Genomic DNA, 16,608 nt, shown 5'->3' with positions numbered 1-16,608 from the left:
CGCAGCGGCGGCTTGCTTCAGCGCGGTGTCGGTGGGGCCGCCGCCGGCACGGGCGGCCCAGGTGGTGCCTGCGGCGGTGGCGGCGGCAGCGGGCCATCCGGGCGCGGAGGAACGAACAACGCACGCTGCGACGCGCGGTCGCGACCCACTGCGGTGGCTTCGATCGCGCGCCCGGCCGCAGTGGCGACACCGAACCCGCGCACGCTCAGCGGTGCTCCAGTACGTAGCAGGTCGCTCAACTGCAATGCCAGATGCGGCGGCATCCGCACCACGGTGCCGTCGCTCAGCAACGCACCATTGGTTTCGCCGCCCGGGCCGTAGACCAGGCGCTCGATGCGTCCGTCTGCGGTTAACGGCGTCAGTGCGGCAGGCGCGGGCGGCGGCGGCATGTCGCCGGCCAACGGCGGGCGGTCCACCACCTCGCGCTTGCTGCGCGTGGAGCGGATGCTGCTGGCACGCAGTACCGGCAAGTCGCCCAGGCGATAGCCTTGCACGCTCACCGCATCGCCGCGGCGCACGGCCGCCTGCAGGTCATCGGACAGATGCGGTGCAAACGCCACCTGGGTGCCGTCGCGCAACCACAGCCCGTCCACGTCGCCGTTGGGATTGAGCATGAAACGCTCGACGGTGCCGCTGAGCTGCACCGGCGTAGCAGCCACCGGTGCGGGCGGCGCAGGCGGCATCGGCGGCGGTGGGGGCGGCGTTCCCACCGGCGGACGCGGTGCGACCGGCGCGGCAGGCGGCGGCAGAACCTGCGCCGCCGCGGTAGCCACGCTGCAAGCCAATGCAACAGCAAGTGCGGTCTGACGAAGCATGTGATGTCTCCAATGCGGCAGGAGCGCCGCTCGCTATGGGTACAACGCAGATATCGTGCCAACTCTGAAAGCCTTGTTTTTCAAGGCGGATGGCCTGGAACAGAGCACCTAGATGTCTGCACTTCATCCAGCGTTGTCCGTTTTGCAGACACGTGCGCTGCGGTGTCCCCTGTTCGGGCAGCCTCGAACGCCGGCGTTCGCGGCTGCAGGCTGCGGCTGCACGGCTGCACGGCTGCAAATGCTAGCGTCTGCCCATGGCCGCTTGTCGATGCCCTGGCGATGGGATGCCTCTGTTTGCAACGTCCTGCCGGTACTCAGGCCGGGCGGGCGAACCACTCGATCAGCACCGGTTCGTCGCCCATCCGTCCAGCCTTGCAGGCGCAAGCCCGCGCGCCTACTGCAAGCCGTAGTCGTCGAGCTTGCGGTACAGCAGCTGCCGATGAATGCCGAGCCGGCGTGCGGCCTCGGCACGATTGCCGCCGCTGTGCGCTAGCGCATCCTGGATCATCTGTTTCTCCAGCCGCGCCACTGCTTCAGGGAGCTGCATTTCCGGAGCCGCCGGCATCGCCTGCGGCGACGCGAGGTCGCCGAGCGCCTCGTCCAGATCGTCCGCCTCGATGCTGTGCCCGCGCACCAGCACCTGGCTACGCTGCATGACATTGCGCAGCTCGCGCACATTGCCCGGCCACGGGTAGGCCAGCACGCGCGCCTGCGCGGCCGGCGACAGCGTGCGTGCACTGCCCTGCCCTGTGCGCAAAAAATAGTCGGCCAGCAGCACGATGTCCTGCCCACGCTCGCGCAGCGGCGGCAGCTCGATCGGCACCACGTTCAAGCGGTAGCGCAGGTCGCTGCGGAACTGCCCGGCGGCCACCCACGCGGCCAGATCGCGATGGGTGGCCGCCAGCACGCGCACATCCACCTTCTGGGCACCGCGGCCGCCCAGCGGCGTCACTTCGCCTTCCTGTAAGAAGCGCAGCAGCTTGGCCTGCATCGGCAACGGCATGTCGCCGATTTCATCCAGAAACAAGGTGCCGCCATCGGCCTCGCGGATCAGGCCGATGCGGTCGCTGGTCGCACCAGAGAAGGCGCCCTTGCGATGACCGAACAACTCGCTCTCCATCAACTCCAACGGAATGGCCGCGCAATTGACCGCGACAAACGCCGCATTTGCCCGCGCACTGGCGCGATGCAATGCACGCGCGGCCAACTCCTTGCCGGTGCCGGTCTCGCCGATGATCAGCACCGGCAAGTCCGATGCTGCCGCCAACCCGATGCGCTTGTGCACGGTGCGCATCGCCGGGCTGTGACCGACCAGCGCATCGTCTTCTTCAGGCAGCGGGATCTGCGGCTCGGCGGCTGCAGCGTCGGCGCGGCTCAGCAACGCACGTTCCACCACATCAACGATATCGGCACGCCCCACCGGTTTGACCAGATGATCGAACGCACCCAGCGTCATCGCCTCGATGGTGTTGCCGCTGGACACATGGGCGGTGAGCATCACCAGCGGCACCTGGGCCGCCTGCGCATCGCCCGCCCGCGCGCGCAACACTTCGATCCCGTCCATGCCCGGCATGCGGAAATCCACAAACGCCAGATCGACACCGCCTTCGCGCAACTGTGCCAGCCCCTGCGCGCCGTCGCTTGCGGCAATCACGCTGTGCCCGAGCGAGCGCAGCGTCGCCTGCAAGGTGGCGAGAAACGCTGCGTCGTCGTCGATGATCAGGATGCGCGCCATGGCAGCTCCACATTGAAATGCGTCATGCCGTCGGCATGGGTGTAGTGCGCCTGGCCGCCGTGCGCGCGCGCGATCTCGCGCACCAGTGCCAGCCCCAGCCCATTGCCGTCGCTGCGGCCGCTGACGAACGGTTCGAACAGCTGTGCCGCAATCGGCTCGGGCACGGGCGCACCGCGATTGCTCACTTGCAAATGCAACATGCCTTCGCGCTGCTCCGCACACATCACAATCTGCGTGCCTGGGTCGGCGTGCTGCAACGCATTGCGCAGCAGATTGTGCAATGCGCGCCCAAGTTGCTGCGGATCCAGTGACCACTGCAGCGGTACATCCGGCACCTGCAGCTGCAATTGATGCGCCGCGTGCGGCAACAGTGAGGGATCCAGCAGCTCCTTCAGCCAGTCCTGCACCACCACTGTCTCCAGCTGCAGGCGGATCGGCTGCACCATGCCGAGCAGGCTTTCGACCACGCCATCCAGACGCTGGATCTGCGCCAGCATCAGCGCACCATGCGCGGCGTCGTCGGGGGTGACATCGCGGAGTGCGATCTCGTTTTCCACCGCAAGCCGCATGGTGGCGATGGGATTGCGGATTTCGTGCGCCACCGTTGCAGTCATGCGCCCGAGCGCGGCAAGCCGCTCGTGCCGCGATAGCTCGTCGGCCAGCTTGCGTGTCTGCGCCAGCGCCTGCGCAGTGCGCTGCGCGTAGCCGGTGACCGCAGCGCCAAGCCGATCGAGTTCGGGCGCGCCCGTGTGCGGAATCTGCGGCATCTCGGTATCGGCCGCCAATGCGTGTTGAATCTTCTGCAGACGCTGACTCCAGCGCCGCACCACCACGCCCAGCGCAATCGCCGACACCGCGACCATCGCAAAGATCAACACCATGCCGACCACCAGCGGCCGCCACGCATCCGAACTGCTCGCCGGTACCCGCGACATGGTCCACGCGGCTGTGCCGGCCGCCAACGGGCAGGCGCTGATCAGCAGCACCTCGCGACTGCCATCGCGGCGGAACTGCACGGGCTTGCGTCCCTGCGCGCTTTGCCGCGCAGTGCCCACGATGGTTGTCCACTCGGCTGCCGGGATATCGGTCTTGTGATCGCTGCCGTCATAGGTGGGGTAGGCATAGGCGATGAACCCCTTGTCCACATTCCACACGCCACCTTCCACGCCGGGCGCATCGGCCAGCACCAATTGCACCACCACCGCAGCCAAGCCGGCGCCGTTGTCGCCGCTGCGCGCGGCCTCGCTTGCGCCGGCATAGCGCTGCACGATGCGCATGCACTGGCCGCTCAACTGTTGCCGCGCGTCTTCCAGCCGCACACCTTCGGTCTGGCGATACAGGCCATACAACATCGTGGCCACGCCCAGGCAGGCGGCCACGATCACCATCCAGATCAGCAACAATTGCCGCAGTAGCGAACGTGGCATGCAAGCGATCCGGGCAAGGTCGGCCGATGATAGAACTGGCCGCGTTAGCGCAGGTTGGTCTTGACCAGCTCGATCACCTCATCGCCCCGCCCGCTCATCACCGCCTTGAGTAGGTACAGGCCCATGCCCTTGGCCTGTTCAAGCTTGATCGCCGGCGGTACCGCCAGTTCCTGCGTGGCGATGCGCACATCCACCAGTGCCGGACCGGAATGCGCAAAGGCCTGCCGCAACGCACGCTCCAGCTGCGACGATTCGTCCACGCGAATGCCCAGAATGCCCATCGCATTGCTCATCGCGGCGAAATCCGGGTTGCGCAACTCGGTGCCGGTATCCAGATAACCGGCAGCCTTCATTTCCATCGCCACAAAGCCCAGCGAGGCATTGTTGAACACCACAATCTTCACTGGCAGGTTCAACTGCGCCAACGAGATGAAATCGCCCATCAACATCGCAAAGCCGCCATCGCCGGATAGCGAAATCACCTGCCGCCCGGGGAACGCCGCCTGCGCACCCAGTGCCTGCGGCATCGCATTGGCCATCGAGCCATGGTTGAACGACCCCAGCAAACGGCGCTTGCCGTTCATGCGCAGATAACGCGCCGCCCACACCGTGGGCGTGCCGACATCGCAAGTGAACACCGCATCCTGATCGGCAATCTGGCTGATCAGCCGGGTCACGAACTGCGGATGCAACGGCTCACCAGGATCGGCCGGCACTGCCAGGTCATCCAGCCCTTCGCGCGCCTTGCGATAGTGCTCCAGCGATTTTTCCAGGAAGCGGCGGTCTTCGCGACGCTGCAACTGCGGCAGCAAGGCCGCGATGGTTTCGCCCACATCCGCCGCAATGCCCAGCTGCAGCGGCGTGCGCCGTCCCAAGGCACCGGGGTCGCGGTCTACCTGCACGATGGTGGCGTCCTTCGGATAGAACTGCCGATACGGGAAATCCGTGCCCAACATGATCAAGGTGTCGCAGTTGAGCATCGCGTGGTAGCCGGAACTGAAGCCGATCAAGCCGGTCATACCGACATCGAACGGGTTCTCCCATTCCACATATTCCTTGCCACGTAGCGCGTGCACGATCGGCGCGCCCAGCCTCTCTGCCAGCGCCACCACCGCATCGTGTGCACCTGCGCATCCGCTGCCGCACAACAAGGTGACCGCCTTGCTCTGCTGCAACAGCTCGGCCAGCTGCTGCACATCGTCGGCCGCAGGCAGCACGCGTGGCGCGCGCAGGGCCGGCCATGCGCTCGACAGATGCTTGTCCACCTCCAGTAACGCGATATCGCCGGGAATCACCACCACCGCCACGCCTTGCTGCAGGATGGCCGTGCGCATCGCACGATGCAGCACTTCCGGCAGCTGCGCCGGATTGGTCACCAGCTCCACAAAGTGGCTGCACTCGCGGAACAGCTCCTGCGGATGGGTTTCCTGAAAATAATTCAGGCCGATCTCGGACGACGGAATATGCGCGGCGATCGCGAGCACCGGTTGCCGGCTGCGATGGCAGTCGAACAAGCCGTTGATCAAGTGCAGATTGCCCGGCCCGCAACTCCCGGCGCACACCGCCAGCGTGCCGGTTACCGCAGCCTCGGCGCCTGCGGCAAACGCGGCGACTTCTTCGTGGCGCACATGCATCCACTCGATGGTCTGCATCTCGCGCAATGCATCGGTCAAGCCATTGAGGCTGTCGCCGGTCACGCCCCAGATCCGCTCCACACCCGCGCTCTGCAGCGTCTCGGCCAGAAACCGCGCCACCGTCTTTTTCTTCGCCACGATGCAGCTCCGCTACTAGTCAACAGGCCTGCAATGCTCCCAGCGGCGATGTCAGTGCAATGTGCTCGTGCATGAAAAGTACTGAAAAACCAGATGATTTAAACGTTTGTGAACACACGTCTCACATTGCAGGTGCGCAGTGAATGCCGCGTCACGTTTTACGCGTGCGCTACGCGCATCCGCTGAGGACCACAAGAAAGCGCAGCTGAATCTGGCGCGATGATTCATTCACTGCTCAGTCCAAAATTCATGTCGCGTTCCATCGAATAACGGAGAATTTACATCTCGGCAGCGAACGGCATTCGCCTCAGCGCCGGCCCAAACCATAAGTACAGGTATTGATCATGAAGACTTCACTGCTGGCCCTCGGCCTCCTCGCAGCCCTGCCGTTTGCGGCCTCCGCTGCTGAAAACCTCTCCTACAATTTCGTCGAAGGCGACTACGTGCGCACTCCGACCGAAGGTCGCGATGCAGATGGTTGGGGCCTGAAGGCTTCTTACGCCGTTGCTCCGAACTTCCACGTGTTCGGCGATTACAGCAAGCAGAACGCTGACGACAACGACAGCGTGTTCGAAAGCTCCAACTCCGACTTCCAGCAGTGGGGCGTCGGTGTCGGCTACAACCACGAGATCGCCACCAGCACCGACTTCGTTGCCCGCGTTGCTTACCGCAAGCTGGACCTGGACAGCCCGAACATCAGCTTCGACGGCTACAGCGTAGAAGCCGGTCTGCGTAACGCGTTCGGCGAGCACTTCGAAGTCTATGCCCTGGCTGGCTACGAAGACTTCTCCAAGAAGCGCGGCATCGACATCGGCGACAACTTCTACGGCCGCCTTGGCGCCCAGGTGAAGTTGAACCAGAACTGGGGCATCAACGGCGACATCCGTATGGATGGCGACGGCAACAAGGAATGGTCGGTTGGCCCGCGCTTCAGCTGGTAAGCCGCACGTTTGACTGCAACGCGACTCTCTCCCGCGTTGCATTGGAAGCCCGGTCCCCCGACCGGGCTTCTTTCTTTTGCGCGATTGGTCGATGGCGACGCAGCGTCGCGTGGTTGTTTCGCAGACGTGCGCACGCAGCGCTTCTGGACGAAGCACTGGAGTCGCCTCGCACTTGAGTTACCGCGAAGCGGTGATGCGTCTGATATGCACCAACAAAAAGCCCGGCAGTGCCGGGCTCTTTGTTGTCTTTGTTGCATCACGCGATACGCATTACCGCCCGATCAGGTGAATAACGCCTGCGGATACTCGGGCTTGCGCTCGCGCGCCAGCAATTCCTTCAACGCCGCTTCCGGCGTGATTTCGCCATGCAGCACTGCGCGTACGGCATTGGAGATCGGCAACTCGATGCCGTGCTGTTCGGCCTGGCGCATGACTTCGTCGGCAGTCTGCACCGACTCGACCACCTGGCCGATCTCGCGGATCGCATCGTTCAAACTCTGCCCGCGCCCCAGCGCCAATCCCAGCCGGCGGTTGCGCGACAGATCGCCGGTGCAGGTGAGCACCAGATCGCCCAACCCGGCCAGGCCCATCAACGTTTCCGGGCGCGCACCGATCACTGCAGCCAGGCGCAACATCTCGTTCAAACCGCGCGTGATCAGACCCGCACGCGCGTTGAGGCCAAGCTGCATGCCGTCGGCCACACCAGTGGCCACGGCCAGCACGTTTTTCATTGCGCCACCCAGCTCTGCGCCCACCATGTCATCGCCGGTATAGGCGCGGAAGGTGGGACCGTGCATCGCATCGGCCACGACTTGGGCAAACGCCGCATCGTCGCCGTGCACGGTGACAGCAGTGGGCAAGCCGAGCGTGACTTCTTTGGCGAAGGACGGCCCGGTCACCACGGCCAGCGCAACGCTGGGACCGAGCAGATCGCGCGCAACTTCATGCAGAAAGCGCCCGGAACCGGGTTCGAAGCCCTTGGTCGCCCATGCCACGCCGGCGTTGGCCGGACGCAACGGAGCGATCAAGCGAATCGTTTCGGTGAATGCATGCGAGGGCACCACGACCAGAATCCAGCTTGCATCGGCCATGGCGGTCTGCAGGTCGGTGGTGGCACGCAACGTCTCCGGCAACGGAATGCCCGGCAGGTAACGCACGTTCTCGTGGGTGCGATCGATAGCATCCACCATCGCCGCATCGCGTCCCCAGAGCACGGTCGAGTGACCGTGTCTGGCAAGAAGCGCGGCCAGGGCCGTGCCCCAGGAACCGGCGCCGAGAACGGCGATCTTGTGGGTCGAATCGCTCATCGGCGCAGACAGTGCTTAGGCGTTGCCAGCCGGCTCGGAATCGGCCAGCGAGGTGCCTTCGCCCTGCGACCGCTGACGCAGGGTTTCTGCGTACAGGGCTTCGAAGTTGATCGGCTGCAGGTAGAACGGCGGGAAGCCGCCGGCCTGGATCAGATCGCTGACCAGGGTGCGCACGTACGGGAACAGGATGTTCGGGCACTGCGTGCCCAGCAGCACGTCGATCGCCTGCGGCTCCAGGCCGACCAGGCCGAATACGCCGGCCTGCTGCACTTCGGCCACGTAGGCGGTCTTGCCACCGGCGGTGCAGGTCAGGGTCACGGCCAGCACGACTTCGAAGGCGTTGTCGTTGAGGCGCTGGACCTTCTGATTGAGATTCAGCTGCAGCTCGGGCTGGTTGGCGTCATTGAAGACGGCCGGCGCGTTCGGCGATTCGAAAGAAACGTCCTTGACGTAAATCTTTTCGATGGTGAAAGCGGGGCCAGCAGCGGCGTCGGCCGGCGCAGCGGCGCCGTTGAGGATTTCGTCGGACATTCCTAACTCCAAAAGCGGTTCGGTGGATGCAGCGTTGAGTGATGCAGACGTGAAAACGCGAGTATCTCACGCAAGCAATGGGGGCTTGCGAGCTGCCGCACAAGGCGGATCAGCGGCCCTTGATCAGTGGTAATTCGGCCATTTGCCAGGCAGCGACGCCACCTTCGAGCCAGTACACCTTCTCGAAGCCGGCTTTCTTCAGCGTCTTGGCCGCACCTGCAGAGGTGTTGCCGCTACGGCAGACCACCACCACCGGCGATGCCTTGGCGTTGGCAAGCAGCTTGCTGGCCGGGTCGAACTTGGCCAGGGCCACGTTGCGGCTGCCGGCGATATGGCCCTTTTCGAAATCGGCGGTAGGCGATAGGTCGATCACCAGCGCGTCTTCGCTGTTGATCAAACGGGTCAGCTCGGCCGGCTTGAGTGCGCGATACCCGCGGAACAGGCGCGCAACCTCGGTGACGATCAGGGCGATGGTCAGGCCCACCAGGGCCAGCGACAACATGGGGTTGCGGCCGACAAAGGCCTGCAGCTCTTCGAAATTCACGGGGTCAGGGTCAGTCGAGCGGGCGGGAATTGTCGCACAGCTGGCACGCGCGACGGCCAGCGAGGCAGAGGCCGGGCTACTGGCCCTTCCACAGATCGGGCAGGCCGCTGGCCAGCCACCAGCGCTTTTGTTCGGGATTCCAGTGCCAGATCTCGATGCTGCGCACCAGCCGTTCGGCCTGGGTATTGCGGTTGATCACGCGCAGCTCGACCTCGCGGCGCAGGTCGCCATTGGGCTCTTCGCCCACGCGCAACTCGCGGTAGCCGGAAATCTGCACCTGCTCATAGCGTGAGCGTTCCAGGTCGCTGAGCGGATGGGCCTGGGCGTAGGTCGGTTCGACAAACCCCTGCGCGGCATCGAAATCGCTCCAGCGCACCGCCGCCGTATAGGCGGCCTGGGTGGTTTCCAGCGCGCGCCCCTGGGCGCGACTGCCGGCAGTGGCCACCCCGCTCAGCATCGCCAGCCCCAGCAGGACGACTGCTCCCATCAGTGCACGCATGCGTATTCCCCCTTGATCCAGCCTGCATCCTACCGTTTTGGAAACGCCACGAAGCGCCCGCTCAACGTGGCCGCCGCTGCGCCCGAGCCCAGCGCGATCTGCGCGCGCATGCCGATACGGGCCTTGCCGCGCTGACGGAAGGTCGCCAGAAAGGCGTCCCAGCCGCCCAATTCGGCGGGCTCGGCATCGGCCACCAGGTCTTCGTACACCGGCGCGACATAGCGCAGCTGGCTGTCGGCGACATACACGTCGGCTTCGTGCCCGGCCAATTGCAGTTGCAGCGTCAGCCACCCCCAGCTGGCCAGCGTCATCAACGAGGCCAGGCTGCCGCCGAACGCATTGGCCTTGTCGTTGACGTTGGCCTGCAACGGCGCGCGCAGGCGCAGCGCCCCATCGTGCAAGCCATCCACGGCAATGCCCATCGACAACACCGGCGGCATGGCGATGAACTGCTGCTGCAGCGACTGCAGGGCGGAGACGAGCGTGCACGAAGGAGTCATTGGAAAGGCTGGCAGACGACTAAGGGCGGCATCATGCCGCAATGTCCGGCGAGCGTCTTGTGCATGTGGATGACATGCGGTACCGCATGGTGAACGCGTGCAGCATCGGGCTGTTGCACGCCTTGGTTTTCCGTCAACAACCCGATAAGCACGCCGGCATCGGGCACTGTGGACTGTGCATGCAATTGCGGCGCGCGAGCGCGCAAGTGCGAGACCTGCGATCAGCCCATGGCGCCATTGTGGCGATCGCCGTTTTACGGCGCGAACACGACCTTGCGGTAGCCCTGCGCCACGCGCAGCAGCGTCGTCGCCTTGGCCTTCCAGTGCGCGCTGCGTTGCTTTTGCACGCGCGTCAGCGGCGCGTCGATGGTGCTGGTGAACACGATCTGCTCCGGCGCTGCGTGAAAGAACTTGTCCTGGATGCAGGCCGCCGGCGACAGCTGATAGGTGGACAGCTGCTGCGCCACCGGCGATTCGTTCCAACCGAACAAAAAGATATCGGCCATGGTGTGCCAGCGCGCGTCGGCGGCCAGCAGCAGTCGCGCCGCCTCGCGGCTGATGATCAGCGCACCGGCGCACACCGGCCAGCAATGCTGGTAGGTCGATGGACGCACCAGGCGCAGCTGGCGCCCGGCAATGTCGGCCACCTTGGCATCGAGCTTGATCCGGTTGTAGGACGGCTCCAGGCGCACGATGCTGCTGCCCGACGGGAGCCAGTCGGTGCTGCGCAACAGCGCTGGCAGCGCATCGGACAGGTGCATGTCGTCTTCGAAGATGGCGGTGTACGCAGCGTCGGACTCGGCGGCGATACGCCAGGCCGCCTGATGGCTCAGGAAGCAGCCGATGTTGGACGCGGTCCATTTGCGCGGGCCGGTGCTGAACGCATCGCCGGAGTTTTCCAGCGGGCGCTGACGCACGAAGTCGGCGATCTGCTCCGGCGTGAGGGTGGCACCGTCGATGGCGGCAATGCGCTCGAACGACAGGCCCAACGCCTGAAACCGCGCCGCCATGGCCTGCAGGCGATCGCCGCTGCGCTGCATGTTGATGAGGTACGACTTGATCACGGTGCCACTCCAGCTCGATTGTCGTGGCGGATCGTGAGCGGAGGCGCTGATTGGCTCACCCCCGAGCACGAGGTTGTGGCCGCACAAACGCAGGTATCCCGCCGAGCGGGCACGCGTGGCCAGGCAAGGCGCGAGGAGGAGGAGCGATGAAAACGACCGCTCGCGACCACCACACGGGCGCGGCTGGTGCCCGGAATCGGCACGCCCCAATCCTCCGATAAGGTTTCTGTGCCCTGCCCACCCCCCTGACAGCGGCTCGCGCCGTGCTTGTTGGCCGCTCTGCATCGTCGTGCGCGCCAACGCAGCACGCGCACCACCCCGAGACGGCATGGCTCTCGCATAATCGCCAGATGACCCGCCCTCCCCCGCTCGCCGATCCCTGGACCCTGCTCTCGCTGCGTCCCAGCGGCGAGCACGCGCCATTGCGGCGGGCGGTGGCACGGTATGGCGGGCGGCTGCTTGCCCTGTCGCCGTGGCGCCTGCAGACCAACGACACCGCGCAGGCGCGCGCCGCCTTGCAGCGCGCGCTGGAGGCGCCCATCGCGGTGTTCACCAGCCCGGCAGCCGTGCGCGCCGCGCATCAGCTGCGGCCCTTGCAGCGGCCGGTGCAGGCGCAGTGGGTCAGCGTGGGCGAAGGCACCGCGCGTGCGCTGCACGCCTGTGGCATCGACGCGGTTGTGCGCCCTGCGCGCATGGACAGCGAAGGCCTGCTCGCCTTGCCGCTGTTCGCAGCGCCGTTGCAGAGCGTCGGCTTGATCACCGCGCCGGGTGGACGCGGCATGTTGGCGCCTGCGCTGGAACACCGCGGTGCGCGCATCCTGCGTGCGGATGTGTATCAACGCGTGCCGCTGCGCTTGCGCTCGTCGGCGCTGCACGCCTTGACCGACGCACTGCCGCGCAGCGTCCTGGCCATGAGCAGTGCCGAGGCGCTGACGCTCGTGCTGCAGCAGTTGCCCGCCGCGCTGAGTGAGGCGGTGCGGCAACGCCCGCTGGTCGCCTCCAGCGAACGCCTGTGCGACGCCGCGCAAGCGTCGGGCTTCTGCCACGTCGTCCGCGCGGCAGGTCCATTGCCGGAGCAACTGGTCGCTGCCGCTGCAGCGATCGTGACACCATCGCGACCTTGCTGAACTGCGAACTCAAGCACAGCTTGCGGCGCTCTGCCGGCGCACGCCATGCTGTGCCAGATGACTGCGGCGCCTGCGCCGGTCGTGACCGCCCGAGGATGTCCGAATGACCGAAATGCCCGCCACCACGCGACGGTTTCCCTGGGCCTGGCTGCTGCTTGTGCTGGCCATTGCCGCCGTGGGCGTGGCGCTGTTTCTCGGCTGGCGTGCGTGGCAGAGCTATCACGACGCGCAACTGCAGGCCGCGCAGGCGCAGCAGCAACGCTGGGACGGCACCCAGCAATTGCTGGAAACACTGCGCCGCGATCAACGCCTGGCCAATGAGCGCCTGCAGGATGCGGCCGCCACCAATCGCGTGCTGCGCGATGAAATGCTGGGCCTGAGCCAGCGCAGCGCCTTGCTCGAAGACACCGTGCAAAAGCTTGCCGACCCGAACCGGCATGGCGCACAGGCGCTGCGGCTGGATGAAGTGGAACTGTTGCTGCGGCTCGGACAGCAGCGGCTGAGCATTGCCGGCGACGCCGATGGCGCCCGTCGCGCCTACGCGCTGGCCAACGGCGCACTCAACGGGATCGACGATCCGGGCTATCTCAATCTGCGCCAGGCACTGGTGCAGGAGCGCGATGCGCTGGACCGCCTCGGCAGCGGCCCGCAGGCACAGGCGGCGCAGGCGCTCGATCAGTTGGCCATCGATCTGCAGCGCCTGCCGGAACACTCCGCACAAACCACCGAAGCGGCGCGGCCGTGGTGGCAAAAAGTGCTCGCACCGCTGGTGGATATTCGCCCCAGCCGTGGCGACGCCTTGCTGACCGCCGGCGACCGCAACGCCGCCAGCGATGCCTTGCAGATCGAAATCAGCCTCGCCCGCGCCGCTGCAGAACGTGGCGATCCGCAAGGCTTTGCACAATCGCTACGCCGCGTGGAGACCTGGACCACCCGGTTGTGGCCGGACTCGCCGCAACGCCGTCAGATGCGTGCGCGCCTGCGCACGCTGCAACAAGCGCCACTGCGTCCGCGACTGCCGGAACTGGGCACCACCCTGCTGCAACTGCAGGCCATGCGTGAAGGGAGATCCACCCAATGAAAGTGTTGCGTACCGTCTTGATCCTGTTGGTTGCCGTGGCACTGGGCGTGCTCGGTGCGCAGTGGTTGTCGCATCAAAACAGCTACGACCTGGGTAACGTGGTGGTGAGCGTGGGTGGCAACGACTACCGCGCTGCAATGCCGCAGGCGGTGCTGATCCTGATCATCGCGCTGCTGGTGATCTGGCTGCTGTGGACGCTCATCAGCCTGCCGTTCCGCGTGTGGGGCAAGTACCGCCGCAAGAAGGGCCGCGCACGCCTGATCGAAGGCCTGCGCGCCGCCGACCACGGCCAGTGGCAACGCGCCGAGCGCCTGCTGGTCACTGCCAGCGAAGACGACGAGGTCAGCGGCATTGCGCTCGCCAGCGCGGTGCGCGTGGCCGATGCACGCGGCGACGAGGCATCGGCCACTGCGCTCGCACAGCAGTTGGCCGAGCGCGACCCCACCGCGTACGCGCTGTTGCAGGGTGAGCGGCATCTGGCGCGGCAACGGCCGGTCGAGGCGATCAATGCGCTCGATGCTGCCAATGCCCAACCGCTGCCGGCACGTGGCCTGTTGCTGCGCACGCATGCGCTGACCCAGATCGGCCGTGCCGATGAAGCCTACGGCCAGCTCGGTGCCTTGCGTCAGCAAGCGGTGCTGGCACCGGAGGCTTACAGCACGCTGGAAGCCACACTGGCCGAACAGACCCTGTTGCAGGCCGGCGATGCCAATGCGCTGGCCGAGCGCTGGGAGGCACTGCCCAAGCCGCTGCGCACCTACCCGGCCGTGGTCGGTGCATACGCGCAACGTGCAGCGGTGCTGCATTGGGACGATGCCGCCGTGCACAGCCTGGAACAGGCGCTGGATACGCAATGGGACGAATCGCTGGTGCGCCTGTACGGCGTGCTGCCGCTGGAAAAATACGATTCGCGCCGGGCCAGTGCGCAGCGCTGGCTGACCCAGTATCCGGACAGCCCGGGCCTGCTGTTGACGCTGGCGCGGCTTGCACGCCACCAGCAGCAGTGGTCGCAGGCCGAAGAGTTCCTGCACCGCGCGCTTGCCAATGGCGCCGGTAGCGAGGCCTGGGAAGAGTTGGGCCATGGATTTGCCGCCGCTGGCGACCTGCTCTCTGCGCAGCATTGCTACGCCAATGCATTGCGCGCCGCACGCGGCGAGCCGGTGCATGAAGGCATGCCGCAGCAGTCGCTGCGCGGGCCGATCGTGTCAGCAAGTCCGGCGCCTGCGGCCGACCCACTCGCACCGGACGATCGCATTCTGTAATCGCTGCGGTTGTTCGATCTTGCAGAGGCGCACACCACAGGTGCGCCGCGTTGCATCAACGCTGGCGTGATGCCTGTGGCGGTGGCGGCAAATCACTCAGAAATGCATCGCAGGCACCCAGATACCGTGCCTGCGCATGGTCGACCTGCGTCGGCGACAACACGCGCGAGCCCAGGCGGCCGATCAACAGCATCGCTGCCATCACGCCGGCACCGATCACCCAGCGGAACTGGCTATCGATCAACAGCCCGCACACCAGCAATGCCAACACCGACGCCATGGCCACCGCGACGAAACGGGCGCGGCGGCGCTCGTGTTGCGCGCACAAGGTGAGCACATGCGCGCTGCGTTTGCGTAGCGCAATGGCCAAGATCACGTACGGCAACACGCCCAGCAGCAGCGCGGCGTAGATCACCGGGTGGTGCCAATGAAAGATGTAGCGACGGGGCGGCATGTCGGCCGGCGCATTGCACTTGACGCACCGCGGCGGCAGATTGGCGCCCGCCGTACACACCAGCACATCGCCCTCGCGCCACACATCGCCGTTCGCCGGCGGTAGATACAGGCTGGGCGGCTCGCGCAACGCGTCATTCGACATCCATGCGTCCTTGCTGGTTGAGGATCTGGGATTGGGGATTAGAGATTCGGGATTAGTAAAAGCCGGATTTCTCTAGCGAATCCCCAATCCCGCTGCGCAGCAGCCTAGCGCTCGACGATCGCCACCACGCCCATGCCGCCGGCGGTGCAGATCGAAATCAGCGCGCGGCCGCCGCCGCGTTCTTCCAGTTGCTTGGCGGCGGTGGCCACCACGCGCGCGCCGGTGGCGGCGAACGGGTGGCCGGTGGCCAGCGACGAACCCAGCGGGTTGATCTTGTCCGGGTCGATGCGGCCCAGCGGTGCGTCCAGACCCAGACGCGTGCGGCAGTAATCCTCGCTCTCCCACGCGCGCAGCGTGCACAGCACCTGCGCGGCAAAGGCTTCGTGGATTTCGTAGATGTCGAAGTCCTGCAGGGTCAGACCCTGACGCGCCAGCATCTGCGGTACCGCGATGGTCGGCGCCATCAGTAGGCCTTCGCCATGCACGAAATCCACTGCCGCCACCTGCGCATCGCGCAGATACGCCATCGGCGTGTGGCCATGCGCCAGCGCCCAGGCCTCGCTGGACAGCAGCACTGCGGCGGCGCCATCGGTCAGCGGGGTGGAATTGGCGGCAGTCAAGGTGCCACGGCCGGAGGTCTTGTCGAACGCCGGACGCAAGGTCGCCAGCTTTTCCAGCGAGGTGTCGGCGCGCAGGATGTTGTCGCGCGAGACCCCACGGAACGGGGCGATCAGCGAATCGAAGAAGCCGCGCTCATACGCAGCCGCCAGCTTGTGGTGCGAGGCCACTGCCCATTCGTCCTGCGAATCGCGCGAGATGTTCCACTCCTTGGCCATGTCCTCGCAGTGGGCGCCCATGCTCTTGCCGGTACGCGGCTCGGCCACGCCGGGGAAGTCCGGCTTGAGTTCGCTCAACTTGAAGCCGCGCAGCAATGCCTTGAGTTTGTCGCCGGTGGCCTTGGCGCGGTTGGCGGCCATCAGGCGCGCGCGCAATTTCTTGCCATAGACGATCGGCACTTCGGAGGTGGTGTCCGAGCCGCCGCCAATGCCCGAATCGATCTGCCCCAGCGCGATCTTGTTGGCGATGGTGATCACCGAATCCAGGCTGGTGCCGCAGGCGCGCTGCAAGGTGATGCCCGGCGTCAGCGGCGACAGACCCGACGACAGCGCTGCCTCGCGGGCCAGGTTCCAATCCGAGGAGTGCTTGATCACCGCCCCCATCGCCACTTCGCCCAATTGCTGCCCATGCAGGCCGAAGCGCTCGACCAGCGCGCCCAGCGTGCGCACCGACATGCCCAGGTTGCCCACGTCCGCGTAAGCGGTGTTCTGACGACAGAACGGGATACGAACGCCGCCCAGAATGGCGACGGGACGGGCTGCGGGCATCGGTTGACCTGGCATGGAGG

Annotated in this window: 16 protein-coding genes; 4 read left to right on the top strand and 12 right to left on the bottom strand. The window is 66.0% G+C overall.

What is annotated here, in order from left to right:
• Positions 1–17: 17 nt before the first annotated feature.
• The 4 genes from ACZZ0O_RS06960 to poxB all read right to left on the bottom strand — a co-directional run bounded on the left by ACZZ0O_RS06960 (position 18) and on the right by poxB (position 5,731).
• Positions 18–815 carry a hypothetical protein gene (locus tag ACZZ0O_RS06960; RefSeq protein ID WP_463590369.1) on the bottom strand — a complete coding sequence of 266 codons (798 nt, stop codon included), beginning with the start codon at positions 813–815 and terminating at the stop codon, positions 18–20.
• Between the two features lie 394 nt (positions 816–1,209).
• Positions 1,210–2,550 carry a sigma-54-dependent transcriptional regulator gene (locus tag ACZZ0O_RS06955; RefSeq protein WP_463590368.1) on the bottom strand — a complete coding sequence of 447 codons (1,341 nt, stop codon included), beginning with the start codon at positions 2,548–2,550 and terminating at the stop codon, positions 1,210–1,212.
• Positions 2,535–3,977, bottom strand: coding sequence for a sensor histidine kinase (locus tag ACZZ0O_RS06950; RefSeq protein WP_463590367.1), 1,443 nt, complete (start codon positions 3,975–3,977; stop codon positions 2,535–2,537). Before ACZZ0O_RS06950 ends, ACZZ0O_RS06955 begins: the two co-directional genes overlap by 16 nt.
• Positions 3,978–4,021: 44 nt before the next feature.
• Complete coding sequence (gene poxB, locus ACZZ0O_RS06945) at positions 4,022–5,731, bottom strand: ubiquinone-dependent pyruvate dehydrogenase (RefSeq protein ID WP_463592408.1); 1,710 nt, start codon at positions 5,729–5,731, stop codon at positions 4,022–4,024.
• A 362-nt stretch (positions 5,732–6,093) separates the two neighbouring features.
• Between poxB and ACZZ0O_RS06940 the strand changes: the two genes are divergently transcribed.
• Positions 6,094–6,690, top strand: coding sequence for an OmpO family porin (locus ACZZ0O_RS06940; RefSeq protein WP_104611926.1), 597 nt, complete (start codon positions 6,094–6,096; stop codon positions 6,688–6,690).
• A gap of 281 nt (positions 6,691–6,971) precedes the next feature.
• Here the strand turns inward: ACZZ0O_RS06940 and ACZZ0O_RS06935 are convergent, their stop codons facing one another.
• From ACZZ0O_RS06935 to ACZZ0O_RS06910, 6 genes are all read right to left on the bottom strand, one after another.
• Complete coding sequence (locus ACZZ0O_RS06935; protein ID WP_463590366.1) at positions 6,972–7,997, bottom strand: NAD(P)H-dependent glycerol-3-phosphate dehydrogenase; 1,026 nt, start codon at positions 7,995–7,997, stop codon at positions 6,972–6,974.
• A 15-nt stretch (positions 7,998–8,012) separates the two neighbouring features.
• Complete coding sequence (secB, locus tag ACZZ0O_RS06930) at positions 8,013–8,528, bottom strand: protein-export chaperone SecB (protein ID WP_055853720.1); 516 nt, start codon at positions 8,526–8,528, stop codon at positions 8,013–8,015.
• A 109-nt stretch (positions 8,529–8,637) separates the two neighbouring features.
• Positions 8,638–9,072 carry a rhodanese-like domain-containing protein gene (locus ACZZ0O_RS06925; RefSeq protein ID WP_115526724.1) on the bottom strand — a complete coding sequence of 145 codons (435 nt, stop codon included), beginning with the start codon at positions 9,070–9,072 and terminating at the stop codon, positions 8,638–8,640.
• Positions 9,073–9,148: 76 nt separating this feature from the next.
• On the bottom strand, positions 9,149–9,571 hold the full coding sequence (locus tag ACZZ0O_RS06920; RefSeq protein WP_055853724.1) for a hypothetical protein: 423 nt from the start codon (positions 9,569–9,571) through the stop codon (positions 9,149–9,151).
• Positions 9,572–9,600: 29 nt separating this feature from the next.
• A complete protein-coding gene (locus tag ACZZ0O_RS06915; protein ID WP_055853726.1) occupies positions 9,601–10,071 on the bottom strand; it encodes a YiiD C-terminal domain-containing protein in 471 nt (156 codons plus the stop codon).
• A 254-nt stretch (positions 10,072–10,325) separates the two neighbouring features.
• Positions 10,326–11,135, bottom strand: coding sequence for a glycosyltransferase family 25 protein (locus ACZZ0O_RS06910; RefSeq protein ID WP_463590364.1), 810 nt, complete (start codon positions 11,133–11,135; stop codon positions 10,326–10,328).
• A 263-nt stretch (positions 11,136–11,398) separates the two neighbouring features.
• On the opposite strand from ACZZ0O_RS06910, the gene ACZZ0O_RS06905 reads away from it, so the two are divergent.
• The 3 genes from ACZZ0O_RS06905 (at position 11,399) to ACZZ0O_RS06895 (ending at position 14,605) form a co-directional block, all read left to right on the top strand.
• Complete coding sequence (locus tag ACZZ0O_RS06905) at positions 11,399–12,262, top strand: uroporphyrinogen-III synthase (RefSeq protein ID WP_275127296.1); 864 nt, start codon at positions 11,399–11,401, stop codon at positions 12,260–12,262.
• 103 nt (positions 12,263–12,365) lie between these two features.
• Positions 12,366–13,343 carry a uroporphyrinogen-III C-methyltransferase gene (locus tag ACZZ0O_RS06900; protein ID WP_463590363.1) on the top strand — a complete coding sequence of 326 codons (978 nt, stop codon included), beginning with the start codon at positions 12,366–12,368 and terminating at the stop codon, positions 13,341–13,343.
• Positions 13,340–14,605 carry a heme biosynthesis protein HemY gene (locus ACZZ0O_RS06895; RefSeq protein WP_115552576.1) on the top strand — a complete coding sequence of 422 codons (1,266 nt, stop codon included), beginning with the start codon at positions 13,340–13,342 and terminating at the stop codon, positions 14,603–14,605. Before ACZZ0O_RS06900 ends, ACZZ0O_RS06895 begins: the two co-directional genes overlap by 4 nt.
• 55 nt (positions 14,606–14,660) lie before the next feature.
• On the opposite strand, the gene ACZZ0O_RS06890 is transcribed toward ACZZ0O_RS06895, so the two are convergent.
• On the bottom strand, positions 14,661–15,203 hold the full coding sequence (locus tag ACZZ0O_RS06890) for a hypothetical protein (protein WP_463590362.1): 543 nt from the start codon (positions 15,201–15,203) through the stop codon (positions 14,661–14,663).
• A 104-nt stretch (positions 15,204–15,307) separates the two neighbouring features.
• The gene (locus ACZZ0O_RS06885; protein ID WP_115526719.1) at positions 15,308–16,603 is read right to left on the bottom strand and encodes an acetyl-CoA C-acetyltransferase; all 1,296 of its coding nucleotides are present in this window, start codon (positions 16,601–16,603) and stop codon (positions 15,308–15,310) included.
• Positions 16,604–16,608 lie beyond the last annotated feature (5 nt).

The sequence above is a fragment of the Xanthomonas sp. AC360 genome (assembly GCF_979258225.1).
Note: the sequence above shows the minus strand (reverse complement) of the source record. Positions and strands in the feature narration are given on the sequence as shown.